The sequence below is a fragment of the Blastococcus sp. DSM 46786 genome (assembly GCF_900109665.1).
Taxonomy (GTDB): domain Bacteria; phylum Actinomycetota; class Actinomycetes; order Mycobacteriales; family Geodermatophilaceae; genus Blastococcus; species Blastococcus carthaginiensis.
This window is the reverse complement of the sequence record NZ_FOAO01000012.1, coordinates 146613-161110: the sequence shown is the minus strand read 5'-3', so window position 1 is coordinate 161110 and position 14498 is coordinate 146613. Positions and strand designations below refer to the sequence as shown.

The following is a 14498-nucleotide window of genomic DNA, read 5'->3' as shown; positions in this document are numbered from 1 at the left end:
CGGCCAGCAGCAGTTCCTCCGCCTGCGCGACCGCACCTGCCGCCACCCCGGCTGCACCGTGCCCGCCGGCTGGGCCGACCTGGACCACGTCATCGCCCACGCCGACGGCGGCCAGACCGCCTGCGAGAACCTCTGCTGCCGGTGCCGCCGCCACCACCGGCTCAAGACCTTCGCCCCCGGCTGGACCCACACCCTCGACCCCGACGGCGTGCTCACCGTCATCACCCCCACCGGCGTCACCCGCACCAGCCGACCACCGGGCTTCCGCGTCCTCACCGCACCACCACAACCACCACCGGACCCGGACCCGGACCAGGCACCGGACCCGGCGGACGACCCGCCACCCTTCTGACCGCGCGGCCGGTCCGCCGATCGGATCCGTTCTGAACGCGTGCCGGGTGCGCTGGTCCGATCCGGTGATGTCGCGCGCACCCCTGCGGCGATCGTGGCGCCCGGCGCGGGACACTGTGCGCATGACGACGACCAGCCCACCGCAGACCGGAGACCTCTCGCTCCCGGCGCGGCCGGGCTGGCCCGACGCCACGGGGCACTTCGGGGTCTTCGGTGGCCGGTTCGTGCCCGAGGCGCTGATCGCCGCACTCGACGAGCTCACCGAGGCCTACGAGGCCATGCGCGTCGACCCGGCGTTCCTCGCCGAGTTCGCCGCTCTGCAGCGCGACTACACCGGCCGGCCGAGCCCGGTGACCGAGGTGCCCAAGTTCGCCGCCCACGCCGGCGGTGCGCGGATCCTGCTCAAGCGGGAGGACCTCAACCACACCGGCTCGCACAAGATCAACAACGTGCTGGGCCAGGCGCTGCTCACCAAGCGGATCGGCAAGACCCGCGTGATCGCGGAGACCGGCGCCGGACAGCACGGCGTCGCCACCGCGACCGCGGCGGCGCTCATGGGCCTGTCGTGCACCGTCTACATGGGCGAGGAGGACACCCGCCGGCAGGCGCTCAACGTCGCCCGCATGCGACTGCTCGGCGCCGAGGTCGTCCCGGTCACCACCGGCTCCCGCACCCTCAAGGACGCGATCAACGAGGCGTTCCGCGACTGGGTGACCAACGTGGAGACGACGAACTACGTCTTCGGCACCGTCGCCGGCCCGCACCCTTTCCCGGCGATGGTCCGCGACTTCCAGCGGGTCATCGGCGACGAAGCCCGCGCCCAGGTGCTCGAGCGCGAGGGGCGGCTTCCCGACGCCGTGCTCGCCTGCGTCGGCGGTGGCTCCAACGCCATCGGGATCTTCACCGCCTTCGTCCCCGACGAGGGTGTGCGGCTGGTCGGCCTGGAGGCCGGCGGCGACGGCGTGGACACCCCGCGGCACGCGGCGACGATCACCGGCGGGACGCCGGGCGTGCTGCACGGCGCCCGCTCGTTCCTGCTCCAGGACGAGAACGGCCAGACGATCGAGTCCCACTCCATCAGCGCCGGCCTGGACTACCCCGGCGTCGGCCCCGAGCACTCCTACCTCCACGACATCGGGCGGGCCGAGTACCGGCCGGTCACCGACGCCGAGGCGATGGAGGCGTTCGCGCTGCTCTGCCGCACCGAGGGCATCATCCCGGCGATCGAGTCGGCGCACGCCCTGGCCGGGGCGCTGGTCCTCGGGCGCGAGCTCGGGTCGCGCGGGGCCGGTGGGCGGGGGGACGAGCCTCCGCTGCTCCTGGTGAACCTCTCCGGCCGCGGGGACAAGGACGTCGAGACGGCGTCCCGGTGGTTCGGGCTCGGCGACCGCCAGGAGGTCGACCCGGGCCCGGGCCTGGACACCGACCAGCGACCCACCGAGGGCGCGGTCAGCAACGCCGAGGCGATCCCACCGGACCAGGTCGGCGTCGATGCGGTCGGTGACGTCGCCACTGGTGGTCGGACGAACGCCGGCTCAGGAGCGGGGGAGACGGCGTGAGTGCGCTGCAGGAACGCATCGGGGCCGCGAAGGCGGAGGGGCGCTCCGCGCTGATCGCCTACCTGCCCGTCGGCTACCCGGACGTCGAGGGCTCGATCGAGGCCATGGTGGCCGCGGTCGGGGCCGGGGCGGACGTCATCGAGGTCGGCGTCCCGTACAGCGACCCGGGCATGGACGGGCCGGTGATCCAGGAAGCCGTGGACGTCGCCGTGCGCGCCGGGGTCGGCATGCGCGACGTGCTGCGCGCGGTCGAGGCGGTGACCGCGGCCGGCGCCGTCCCGGTGGTGATGAGCTACTGGAACCCGATCGAGCGCTACGGCACCGACCGGTTCGCCGCCGACCTCGCCGCGGCCGGCGGAGGCGGCGCCATCACCCCCGACCTCATCCCCGACGAGGCCGGGGCGTGGATCGTCGCGGCCCAGGAGCACGACCTCGACCGCGTCTTCCTCGTCGCGCCGTCGTCCACCGACGCCCGCCTCCGCTCGACCACCGCCGCCTGCCGGGGGTTCGTCTACGCGGCCTCCACCATGGGGGTCACCGGCACGCGCGCGACGGTCGGTGACGCCGCCGAGAAGCTGGTCGCCCGCACCCGCGAGGCCGCACCCGACCTCGCCGTCTGCGTCGGCCTCGGCGTCTCGGACGGCGACCAGGCCGCCGAGGTCGCCGCCTTCGCCGACGGCGTGATCGTGGGCTCGGCCTACGTGCGCGAGCTGCTGGAAGGCCGGGGGGTGGAGGGGGTCCGGGCGCTCACCCGGGACCTCGCCGCCGGGGTCCGCCGGGCGGGGGTGCGCGCGTGAGCGTCCTCGCCGCCATCCCCAGCCCGACGCAAGGCGTGTGGGAGCTGGGCCCGCTGCCCATCCGCGCCTACGCGCTCTGCATCGTGGCCGGCATCGTCGCCGCCGTCGTCCTCACCGAACGGCGCTGGGTCGCCCGCGGCGGGGCGCCCGGCGACGTGCTGGACATCGCCGTCTGGGCGGTGCCGTTCGGCATCATCGGCGGCCGCCTCTACCACGTCGTCTCCAGCCCGCGGCCGTACTTCGGTGAGGACGGCGACCCGCTGCGCGCCTTCGCGATATGGGAGGGCGGCCTGGGCATCTGGGGCGCCATCGCGCTCGGCGGCGTGGGGGCGTGGATCGCCTGCCGCCGCCGCGGCATCCCGCTGCCGGCGTTCGCCGACGCTCTCGCACCGGGGCTGCTGGTCGCGCAGGCGATCGGCCGGCTGGGCAACTGGTTCAACAACGAGCTGTACGGCGGTCCCACCGACCTGCCGTGGGCGCTGACGATCTACGAGTGGAGCGGCGGGCAGGCGGTCACCGGGGCGGACGGGGAGCCGGTGGTGCTCGGCACGTTCCACCCGACGTTCCTCTACGAGCTGCTGTGGAACCTCGCCGCGGCGGCGCTGGTCATCTGGGCCGACCGCCGCTTCCGCCTCGGGCACGGCCGGGCGTTCGCGCTCTACGTGGCCTCCTACTGCGCCGGCCGGCTGTGGATCGAGCTGCTCCGCACCGACCCGGCGGAGACCTTCTTCGGCGTGCGGATCAACGTCTTCACCTCGATCGTCGTCGGGCTGCTGGCCGTGGCCTACTTCGTGTGGCAGCGCGGCCGCCCGCGCGAGGTCATCGACCGCGGTGCCCCGGCGGCGGACGGCCGGCCGACCGAGCCGGGGTCCCCGGCGTCGTCCGGGACGTCGTCCGAGCAGGCGTCCGGGGCGACGGCGGCCGGGGCGCGTGAGGACGATCACCGACCGCCGTCGGCGACCTGAGCGGTCGGGCGGCGCAGCGCTCGACGAGCCCGCCGGCGCCGGGCGTGGGGACGGTCACGGATCGGGGTCAGCCGTGCCAGGACGGTGTTACGGCTGTGTACGCTTCCGCCTGACCCGCCAGAGATCCTGGCGAGGTCGTAGTGTCGGACCGGGCCAGTGCTGCCCCGCGGACGACGGCTCGCCGGCACCCACCGGTGAGCTCGCGCGTCAGCCGGTCAGGGCCACCTGAGCCTCCCCGGAGTCCCGCGATCCGCACGTGCCGCCATCTCCGCCGCCCTTGACCTCCGGCCCGGGCCCTGCCCCCGTCCGCCCCTCGCCCCCGAGGGACGACGGTGCGCCGACGACGGGAGTGACATGACCGACCTTCCCGCCCCCGCCACCGCGGCAGCCACCACCGGCGCCGTGCCGCCGGCCGTGCCGCTCTCGGCCGTGCCCCCGGCTGTGCCCTTCTCCGCCGTCCCCGCCCCGACCGGTCTCTACGACCCGGCCAACGACAAGGACGCCTGCGGTGTCGCCTTCGTGGCCGACGCCCGCGGGCGCAAGAGCCGGCGCATCGTGCAGGCCGGCCTCACCGCCCTCCACAACCTCGACCACCGCGGGGCCGCCGGGTCCGAGCCGAACTCCGGTGACGGCGCCGGCATCCTCACCCAGGTCCCCGACGCCCTGCTGCGCGCCGGCGTGGACTTCGACCTGCCGCCCCTGGGCGAGTACTCGGTCGGCATCGCCTTCCTGCCCACCGACGCGGCCGAGCGCGCCGCCCGGTACGAGGACGTCGCCCGCCTCGCCGAGGAGGAGGGGCTCACCGTCCTCGGCTGGCGCGACGTCCCGGTCGACCCGGACGGCGCCGACCTCGGCCCCACGGCGCGGGCGGTCATGCCGCACTTCGCCCAGGTGTTCGTCGCCGAGACCATGGGTGGCCGCGCCGACGAGAAGGCCTTCGGCGGGAACGTCATCTGCAACGGCGTGACCCGGCTGGAGCGCCGGTCGTTCGTGCTGCGCAAGCGGGCCGAGCGCGCCGCGGTCGACGCGGGCAGCTCGCTGTACATCACCTCGCTGTCGTCGCGGACGATCACCTACAAGGGCATGCTGACCACCGACCAGCTGCCGCTGTTCTTCCCCGACCTGCGCGACGAGCGCTACGAGTCGGCGATCGCGCTCGTGCACAGCCGCTTCTCGACCAACACCTTCCCGAGCTGGCCGCTGGCCCACCCGTTCCGCTTCATCGCGCACAACGGCGAGATCAACACCATCAAGGGCAACCGCAACCGCATGCGCGCCCGCGAGGCGAAGCTGGCCACCGAGCTGTTCGACGGCCCGGCCGGCACGGCCGCGGAGCTCGGGCTTGACCGGATCTTCCCGGTCACCGCGAGCGACTTCAGCGACTCGGCCACCTTCGACGAGGTGCTGGAGCTGCTGCACCTGTCGGGCCGCTCGCTGCCGCACGCGGTGCTGATGATGATCCCGGAGGCGTGGGAGAACCACGACGAGATGGACCCGGCCCGCCGGGCCTTCTACCGGTTCCACTCCTCGATCATGGAGCCCTGGGACGGGCCCGCCGCCGTCTGCTTCACCGACGGCACGCTCATCGGCGCGGTCCTGGACCGCAACGGCCTGCGCCCGGGCCGCTGGTGGCACACCCGGGACGACCTGGTGGTCATGGCCAGCGAGGTCGGCGTGCTCGACATCCCGGCCGCCGACGTCGTCGCCAAGGGCCGGCTGCAGCCGGGCCGGATGTTCCTCGTCGACACCGCCTCCGGGCGGATCGTGTCCGACGAGGACGTCAAGGGCGCCCTGGCCGCGGAGCAGCCGTACGAGGACTGGCTGCACGCCGGCCTGGTGCACCTGCCGCAGCTGCCCGAGCGCCGCCGCTCCCGTCCCAGCCACGAGTCGGTCGTCCGCCGGCAGATGCTCTTCGGGTACACCGAGGAGGACCTGCGCATGCTGGTCACCCCGATGGCCGCCAGCGGCGCCGAGCCGATCGGCTCCATGGGTACCGACACCCCGATCGCAGCCTTGTCGGATCGGTCGCGGCTGCTCTACGACTACTTCGGGCAGCTGTTCGCCCAGGTGACCAACCCGCCGCTGGACGCCATCCGCGAGGAGCTGGTGACCAGCCTCGGCCGCACCTTCGGCCCGGAGCAGAACCTGCTGAACGCCACGCCGGCGTCCTGCCGGCAGGTGCACCTGCCGTTCCCGGTCATCGACAACGACGAGCTCGCCAAGATCCTGCACATCGACGACGACGGCGACCTGCCCGGCTACGCCGCCGTCCGGATCACCGGTCACTTCGACGTGAACGGCGGCGGCGCCGCCCTGGCCGAGGCCGTCGAGCAGCTGCGCACCAAGGTCTCCAAGGCCATCTCGGCCGGCGCCCGGATCATCGTGCTGTCCGACCGCGACTGCGACGAGCAGCGCGCCCCCATCCCGTCGCTGCTGATGACCGCCGCGGTGCACCACCACCTGGTGCGGGAGAAGACCCGCATGGAGGTGGGGCTCGTCGTCGAGTCCGGCGACTGCCGCGAGGTGCACCACGTCGCGCTGCTGCTGGGGTACGGCGCGGCCGCGGTCAACCCCTACCTGGCCTTCGAGTCGATCGAGGACCTGATCCGCGACGGCGTCCTCACCGGCGTCGAGCCCGCCCAGGCGGTGCGCAACGTGGTCAAGGCGCTGGGCAAGGGCGTCCTGAAGGTCATGAGCAAGATGGGCATCTCGACCGTCGGCTCCTACACGATGGCGCAGATCTTCGAGGCCGTCGGGCTCTCCCAGGAGGTCGTCGAGGAGTACTTCACCGGCACCTCCTGCCCCCTCGGCGGCGTCGGCATCGACGTGCTCGCCGAGGAGGTGGCCATGCGCCACCGCCGGGCCTACCCGGCCAACCCCACCGAGCGGGCGCACCGCCGGCTGGAGACCGGCGGGGAGTACCAGTGGCGTCGCGAGGGCGAGGTGCACCTGTTCAACCCCGAGACGGTGTTCCTGCTCCAGCACGCCACGCGGTCCCGGCAGTACGAGGTCTTCGAGAAGTACACCGAGAGCGTCGACAAGCTGTCGGAGGAGGCCGCCACGCTCCGCGGCCTGTTCTCGCTGAAGACCGGCGTGCGGCCGCCCGTGCCGCTCGAGGAGGTCGAGCCCGCGAGCGAGATCGTGAAGCGCTTCAACACCGGCGCGATGAGCTACGGCTCCATCTCGCAGGAGGCGCACGAGACCCTCGCCATCGCGATGAACCGCCTCGGCGGGCGGTCCAACACCGGCGAGGGCGGTGAGGACCCCGACCGGTTCACCCCCGACCCGAACGGCGACCTGCGCCGCTCGGCGATCAAGCAGGTGGCGTCCGGCCGGTTCGGCGTCACCAGCGAGTACCTGGTCAACGCCGACGACATCCAGATCAAGATGGCGCAGGGCGCCAAGCCAGGCGAGGGCGGCCAGCTGCCCGGCGGCAAGGTGTACCCGTGGGTGGCCCGCACCCGGCACTCGACGCCGGGCGTGGGGCTGATCAGCCCGCCGCCGCACCACGACATCTACTCGATCGAGGACCTCAAGCAGCTCATCCACGACCTGAAGAACGCCAACGACGCAGCGCGGGTCCACGTCAAGCTGGTCGCCGAGGTCGGCGTCGGGACGGTCGCGGCGGGCGTCAGCAAGGCGCACGCCGACGTCGTCCTCATCTCCGGGTTCGACGGCGGCACCGGCGCCGCGCCGCTCACCTCGCTCAAGCACGCCGGCTCCCCGTGGGAGCTGGGCCTGGCCGAGACCCAGCAGACCCTGCTGGCCAACGGGTTGCGCGACCGCATCGTGGTGCAGGTCGACGGGCAGATGAAGACCGGCCGCGACGTGATCGTGGCGGCGCTGCTCGGGGCCGAGGAGTTCGGCTTCGCGACCGCACCCCTGGTGGTCTCCGGCTGCGTGATGATGCGGGTCTGCCACCTCGACACCTGCCCGGTGGGCGTGGCCACGCAGAACCCGGAGCTGCGCAAGCGGTTCACCGGCCGGCCGGAGTTCGTCGTCACCTTCTTCGAGTTCCTCGCCGAGCAGGTGCGCCACTACCTGGCCGAGCTGGGCTTCCGCTCCATCGACGAGGCCGTCGGCCACGCCGAGCTGCTCGACACCCGCCAGGCCGTCGACCACTGGAAGGCCGCGGGCCTGGACCTCTCGCCGGTCCTCGTCGTCCCGGAGCTGCCCGAGGGCACCCCGCGGCGCGCGGTCCGCACCCAGGACCACGGCCTGGACGTCGCCCTCGACCAGACGCTGATCCAGCTGTGCGAGGGGGCGCTGCTCGACGCGCGCCCGGTGAGCCTCGAGCTGCCGGTGCGCAACGTCAACCGCACCGTCGGCACGATGCTGGGCTCCATGGTCACCCGCCGCTTCGGCGGCGAGGGGCTGCCCGACGGCACCATCGACCTGACCTTCGGCGGGTCGGCCGGCCAGTCCTTCGGTGCCTTCGTGCCGCGCGGCATCACCATGCGGCTCTTCGGCGACGCCAACGACTACGTCGGCAAGGGCCTGTCGGGTGGGCGGATCGTCGTGCGGCCCTCCCGGGAGGCGCCGTTCCTCGCCGAGGACAACGTCATCGCCGGCAACGTCATCGGCTACGGCGCGACCGGCGGGGAGATCTTCCTGCGCGGCCGCGTCGGCGAGCGGTTCTGCGTGCGCAACTCCGGTGCGCTGGCCGTCGTCGAGGGCGTCGGCGACCACGCGCTGGAGTACATGACCGGCGGCCGCGCCGTGATCCTCGGGGCGACCGGCCGCAACATCGCGGCCGGCATGTCCGGTGGTATCGGCTACGTGCTCGACCTCGCCCGGCACCGGGTGAACCCGGAGATGGTGGACGTCGAGCCGCTGGACGTCGAGTCCGCGCAGTGGCTGCGCGACGTGCTCGTGCGCTACGCGGCCGACACGGAGTCCAGCGTGGCCGCCGCCCTGCTGGCCGACTGGGGCCGCTGGTCGGAGCGGTTCAGCGTGATCATGCCGCGCGACTACCGGCGGGCGCTGGAGGCCCGGCGGGCCGCCGAGGCCGCCGGCACCGACGTGGATCGAGCAGTGATGGAGGCGGCACGTGGGTGACACGCGCTACGGCACCGACGGTCTCACGCACATCGCGCAGAAGGAGGCAGCACGTGGCTGACCAGACCGGTTTCCTGAAGTACGAGCGCTCGCTGCCGCCGCGCCGGCCCGTCGAGGTCCGCCTCCTGGACTGGAAGGACGTCTACACCCGGCGGGAGAACGGCGAGGACCCGCTGTTCCCGACGGCCGAGGTGCGCACCCAGGCGGCCCGCTGCATGGACTGCGGTATCCCGTTCTGCCACCACGCGTGCCCGGTGGCGAACCTGATCCCGGAGTGGAACGACCTCGCCCGCCGCGACGACTGGCAGGACGCGATCGAGCGGCTGCACGCGACGAACAACTTCCCGGAGTTCACCGGGAAGCTCTGCCCCGCGCCGTGCGAGGGCTCCTGCGTGCTGAACCTGCAGGAGTCGCCGGTCACGATCAAGCAGATCGAGTGGGAGATCATCGACCGTGCCTGGGACGAGGGCTGGGTGCAGCCGCAGACCCCGGCCGAGCGCTCGGGCAAGAAGGTCGCCGTGGTCGGGTCCGGCCCCGCCGGGCTCGCGGCCGCCCAGCAGCTCACCCGCGCCGGGCACGAGGCCACCGTGTACGAGCGCGCCGACCGGATCGGCGGCCTGCTCCGCTACGGCATCCCCGAGTTCAAGATGGAGAAGTCCGTCCTGGACCGGCGGCTGGACCAGATGCGCGCCGAGGGCACCCGCTTCGTCACCGGGGTCGAGGTGGGCAGCGGCCGGGACGGCGACCCGACCGTCGAGCAGCTGCACGCCGACCACGACGCCGTGGTGCTCGCCGTCGGCGCCACCATCGGCCGCGACCTGCCGGCTCCCGGCCGCGAGCTGGCCGGCATCCACCTGGCCATGGAGTACCTGCCGTTCGGCAACCGGCAGGCCCTGGGCGAGCTGGACGACCCGCCGATCGACGCCCACGGCAAGCACGTGGTGATCATCGGCGGCGGTGACACGGGCGCCGACTGCCTGGGCACCGCGCACCGGCAGGGCGCGGCCTCGGTCACCCAGCTCGAGATCATGCCGGCGCCCCCGGACCTGCGGGACCAGGGGAGCAACCCGTGGCCCACCTACCCGATGGTCATGCGCGTCTCGAGCGCACACGAGGAGGGCGGCGAACGGCTCTACTCGGTCAACACCGAGAAGTTCCTCGGCGACGACTCGGGCAACGTGCGGGCCCTGCTGCTGCACGAGGTCGAGCGTGTCGACGGCCGCTTCCAGAAGGTCGAGGGCACCGAGCGCGAGCTCCCCGCGGACCTGGTCTTCCTCGCCATGGGCTTCACCGGTGCCCAGCGGGAGGGCCTGGTCGACGCCCTCGGCGTGGAGGTCGACGGGCGCGGCAACGTCGTCCGCGACGACGAGTTCATGTCCACCGTCCCCGGCGTCTTCGTGGCCGGCGACGCGGGCCGCGGCCAGTCGCTGATCGTGTGGGCCATCGCCGAGGGCCGGGCCGCGGCCGCCGGCGTCGACACCTGGCTGACCGGGGAGTCCATGCTGCCCCGGCCGGTGACCCCCACGGCGGTCGCCCTGCGATGACATTGCGCTCCTCCGGACCGCACCGCGGCCACGTGCCGTCCCCCGGTCCGGAGGAGCGCGTCCGTCGAGCCTGCGCGGAACCCTCCGGGCCCCACTCGGCGTGACCAGGCCGGTAGCCGACACGCCGGTCCCGCCCCGTCACGCAGTTCGTCGTGGCACTAGCGTTATCGCCATGTCCCGCCGCGCGAAGATCGTCTGCACCCTCGGTCCGGCCACCAGTTCCGCCGAGCAGGTCACCGCCCTCGTCGAGTCGGGCATGGATGTCGCCCGGCTGAACTTCAGCCACGGAGCGCACGAGGACCACGCCACCGCCTACCACCTGGTGCGGAAGGCCTCCGACAGCACCGGGCGCGCCGTCGCCATCCTGGCCGACCTCCAGGGCCCCAAGATCCGGCTGGGCACCTTCGCCGACGGGCCGGTCACCTGGGCCACCGGCAGCCAGGTCTGCATCACCGTCGAGGACGTCGAGGGCACCGCCGAGCGCGTCTCCACCACCTACAAGAACCTCGCCAACGACGTCCGCGTCGGCGACCGGCTCCTGGTCGACGACGGCAACCTGTCGCTGAGCGTCGTCCGGGTGGAGGGGCCCGACGTCTTCTGCCTGGTCGTCGAGGGCGGCAAGGTGTCGAACAACAAGGGGCTCTCGCTGCCCGGCGTCGCCGTGAGCGTGCCGGCGCTGTCGGACAAGGACGAGCGGGACCTGCGCTTCGCGCTGCACCTGGGCGTGGATTTCATCGCGCTGTCCTTCGTGCGCTCGCCCACCGACGTCGCGCTGGTCCGCGACATCATGCGCCAGGAGGACATCCACGTCCCCGTCATCGCGAAGCTGGAGAAGCCCGAGGCGGTCCGCAACCTCGACGCGATCGTCGAGGCCTTCGACGGGATCATGGTCGCCCGCGGCGACCTCGGCGTGGAGCTGGCCCTCGAGCAGGTGCCGCTGGTGCAGAAGCGCGCGATCCAGGCCGCCCGCGAGCGGAACAAGCCGGTCATCGTGGCCACCCAGATGCTCGAGTCGATGATCACCAACTCGCGGCCGACCCGCGCCGAGGCGTCGGACGTGGCCAACGCCGTCCTCGACGGCGCCGACGCGGTGATGCTGTCGGGGGAGACCTCGGTGGGGCAGTACCCGATCGGCGCGGTCCGGACGATGGACCGGATCATCAGCGCCGTCGAGGGCGATCACCTGTGGGTGCCGGAGCTGGCGCGCCGGTCGCGCTCCCGGTCCGGCGCCATCGTGCGCGCGGCCCGGGACATCGGGGAGTCCCTCGACGCGAAGGCGCTGGCCACCTTCACGCAGACCGGTGAGACGGCGCGCCGGCTGGCCGCCCTGCACCCCCGCCAGCCGCTGTTGGCGTTCACCGTCGACGCCCGCGTCCGCAGTCTGCTCGCGCTCTCGTGGGGCGTCGAGACGTTCCTGGTGCCCGCTGTCGAGCACACCGACGACATGGTCGAGCAGGTGGACTTCTCCCTGCTGTCCATCGGTCGCTTGGAGGTGGGGGACCGGGTCGTCGTCGTCGCCGGGAGCCCGCCGAACACCGTCGGGTCCACCAACCTCATCCGTGTGCATGAGGTGGGTACCGACTCGTGAGCGGCGGGCCGGAGGGCACCCAGGCGGCGGCGCTGCTGTCGGTGCTCGACCTCAGCGAACGGGAGCCCGACGTCTTCGTGGGCAAGACGCCCAGCAGCGAGCGGCAGCGCATCTTCGGCGGGCAGGTGGCCGGCCAGGCGCTCGTGGCCGCGGGGCGGACCGTGCCGGCCGGGCGGGGAGTGCACTCGCTGCACTCGTACTTCCTCCGGCCCGGTGACCCGTCGGAGGAGATCCGCTATTCCGTCGATCGCATCCGGGACGGGCGGTCCTTCACCACGCGGCGGGTGATCGCCTGCCAGCGGCGCAAGGGCGAGGACGTCGCCATCTTCGCGCTGACCGCCGACTTCCACATCGGCGAGCCGGCCGTGGCTGAGCACTCCCTCCCGATGCCCGGGGTGCCCGGTCCCTCGGAGATGGTCGGCACCGACGAGATCGTCGCCCGGCACGGTGAGCGGGCGGCCGTCATGGCGGCCATGGGGCGGGTCGTCGAGCAGCGGTTCCTGCACGACCCGTTCGCGGCGCCGCCCAAGTCACCACCGCACACGCAGTCGTGGACCTGGTTCCGGGTCGCCGGCGAGCTCCACGACGACCCGGTGGTGCAGGCGGCCGCGCTGACCTTCGTGAGCGACCTGACGCTGCTCTCGGCCGGGTTCGCCCGCCTCGGCGGCGGCTGGCCGGACTTCATCGGTGCGAGCCTGGACCACGCCGTGTGGTTCCACCGCCCCGTGCGCGCGGACGACTGGCTGCTCTACGAGACCGACAGCCCCGCGGCGTCGGCGGGGCGGGCGTTGTGCTTCGGGCAGATCTGGTCCGCCGACGGCACCCACGTCGCGACGGTGGCCCAGGAGGGGCTGATCCGGTCCCCGGAGCGCTGAGCGCCGCTCCCGGGGACCGTCGCCGGCGCGCCGGGGCTCAGGTGGTGGTCCCGGCGTCCTCGCCGACCGGCTCGGCCGTCGGGTCCTGCTGAACCGGCTCCTCGGCGCCGTCGTCGTCGGTGTGCGTCGCCTCGGTCTGCTCGCGCCCGGTCTGCTCTTGCCCGGCCCGCTCGCGCTCCGCGGCCCGTGCGGCCGCCTGCTCGGCGGCCTGGGCGGCGAAGTCGGCGGCCAGCCAGTCGTGCCCCTCGACCAGCAGGGCCCACACCCGCTCGACGTGGGCGCGCGTGGTCGCGGGCGAGCCGATCGCCACGCGCAGGACGGCCTGCCCGCGGACGGTCGTGTGGGTCAGGAAGACCTCGCCGCCGTCGTTGAGCCGGTCGAGCAGCGTCATGGTCGCGACGTCGCCGTCCACCGCGTCCGGCCAGCGCGGTTTCAGGCAGACCAGCGACAGCGGGTGCGGGGCGACGACGTCGAACCGCTCGTCGGCCTCGGCCCACCCGGCGAGCTCCTGGGCGAGGGCGACGTGCCCGCGCACGTGCGCGCGCAGCCCCTCGGCCCCGTACCAGCGGACGACGAACCAGAGCTTGAGGGCGCGGAAGCGCCGGCCGAGCTCGATCTGCCAGTCGCGGTAGTCGACGACGGCGCCGGCGTCGGTGGCGGCGTTGCGCAGGTAGTCGGGGAGGATCGCCAGCGCGCCGGTGAGGGCCGCGCGGTCGCCGACCCAGAACAGGGTGGCGTCGAAGCCGGTGAGCAGCCACTTGTGCGCGTCGGTGGTGTAGCTGTCCGCCCACTCGACGCCGGCCTGCAGCTCGCGCAGCTCGGGGGCGACCGCGCTGACCCCGGCGTAGGCGGCGTCCACGTGCAGCCACACGCCGTGGCGCTGGCAGATCGGCCCGATGGCGGCGAGGGGGTCGACCGCCGTGGTGGAGGTGCTGCCCACGGTGGCGCAGACCAGCACGGGCCGGTACCCGCGGGCGACGTCCCGCTCGAGCCGGGCGGCGAGCGCGGCGGGGTTCATGGCGAGGTCGCCGTCGACCTCGACGATCCGGACCGCCTCGGTGCCCAGGCCGGCGATGCGGACGGCCTTCTCCATCGAGGAGTGGGTCTCGCTGGAGACGTACACCGTGGCGCGTTCGGGCTGCACGCCCTGGCGGACGGTCGCGCCGCCGCTGGCCCGGTGCAGCGCGGCGAGCAGGGCCACGAGGTTGGCCCCGGAGCTGGAGTCCTGGACGACGCCGCCGCCGCTGCCCGTGGAGCGGAACGACCCGGGGAGCCCCAGGAGGTCGGCGAACCAGTCCATGACGTGCTGCTCGAGCTCGGTCGCGGCAGGGCTGGTCACCCACGACATCCCCTGCACCCCCAGACCGGCGGACACCAGATCGCCCAGCACCGAGGGACCCGAGGTGTTCGCGGGGAAGTAGCCGAAGAAGCCGGGGTGCTGCCAGTGGGTGACGCCGGGCAGGACCACCCGGTCGAGGTCGGCGAGGACCGCGGCGAACGGCTCGCCCTGCTCGGGCGCCCGCTCGGGCAGCGCGGCCCGGACGTCGCCGGGGGAGACCTGGGAGCGCACCGGGAAGGAGCCGATGCGCGTCCAGTAGTCGGCGATCCAGTCGACGACCTCGTGGCCGTGCTGCCGGAACTGCTCGGGCGTCATGTGCGGCGCGGGCTCGGTCACCAGCCGAGACTATTCGGCATGCCGAGCGGGGCCCGGAGGGTCCCCGAGGCATGTCGAGACGTGAGCCGAAGACGCTGGGACGCGAG

General features: G+C 73.5%; 8 protein-coding genes and 1 pseudogene. 8 read left to right on the top strand and 1 reads right to left on the bottom strand.

The window, feature by feature from the left end:
• The 8 genes and pseudogenes from BMW62_RS22660 to BMW62_RS12830 form a co-directional block, all read left to right on the top strand.
• Positions 1-352 (top strand): HNH endonuclease signature motif containing protein (locus tag BMW62_RS22660; protein WP_170852358.1); only part of this gene is annotated, 352 nt, incomplete at its 5' end.
• A gap of 121 nt (positions 353-473) precedes the next feature.
• Positions 474-1733, top strand: a pseudogene (gene trpB / locus BMW62_RS12860) (tryptophan synthase subunit beta); the annotation flags it as partial.
• Between the two features lie 173 nt (positions 1734-1906).
• Positions 1907-2707, top strand: coding sequence for a tryptophan synthase subunit alpha (trpA, locus tag BMW62_RS12855; RefSeq protein WP_091931246.1), 801 nt, complete (start codon positions 1907-1909; stop codon positions 2705-2707).
• Entirely contained in the window at positions 2704-3672 is a 969-nt protein-coding gene (gene lgt / locus BMW62_RS12850; protein WP_091931245.1) for a prolipoprotein diacylglyceryl transferase, read from the top strand. Before trpA ends, lgt begins: the two co-directional genes overlap by 4 nt.
• Before the next feature lie 354 nt (positions 3673-4026).
• Positions 4027-8730 carry a glutamate synthase large subunit gene (gene gltB / locus BMW62_RS12845; RefSeq protein ID WP_211435108.1) on the top strand — a complete coding sequence of 1568 codons (4704 nt, stop codon included), beginning with the start codon at positions 4027-4029 and terminating at the stop codon, positions 8728-8730.
• Positions 8731-8783: 53 nt separating this feature from the next.
• Positions 8784-10274, top strand: a complete 1491-nt coding sequence (locus BMW62_RS12840; RefSeq protein WP_091931244.1) for a glutamate synthase subunit beta — start codon at positions 8784-8786, stop codon at positions 10272-10274.
• Positions 10275-10446: 172 nt separating this feature from the next.
• Positions 10447-11862 (top strand): pyruvate kinase, encoded by a 1416-nt coding sequence (gene pyk / locus BMW62_RS12835; RefSeq protein ID WP_091931243.1) that lies wholly within the window; start codon positions 10447-10449, stop codon positions 11860-11862.
• Positions 11859-12737 (top strand): acyl-CoA thioesterase, encoded by an 879-nt coding sequence (locus BMW62_RS12830; RefSeq protein WP_091931242.1) that lies wholly within the window; start codon positions 11859-11861, stop codon positions 12735-12737. The genes pyk and BMW62_RS12830 overlap by 4 nt, the downstream gene beginning before the upstream one ends.
• A 37-nt stretch (positions 12738-12774) precedes the next feature.
• Here the strand turns inward: BMW62_RS12830 and BMW62_RS12825 are convergent, their stop codons facing one another.
• Entirely contained in the window at positions 12775-14412 is a 1638-nt protein-coding gene (locus BMW62_RS12825; protein ID WP_244524005.1) for an aminotransferase class V-fold PLP-dependent enzyme, read from the bottom strand.
• Between the last annotated feature and the right edge of the window lie 86 nt (positions 14413-14498).

Bases quoted from the DNA above. Each gene is read 5' to 3' on its own strand.
- pyk (WP_091931243.1), top strand. From the start codon at position 10,447: ATGTCCCGCCGCGCGAAGATCGTCTGCACCCTCGGTCCGGCCACCAGT.
- gltB (WP_211435108.1), top strand. From the start codon at position 4,027: ATGACCGACCTTCCCGCCCCCGCCACCGCGGCAGCCACCACCGGCGCC.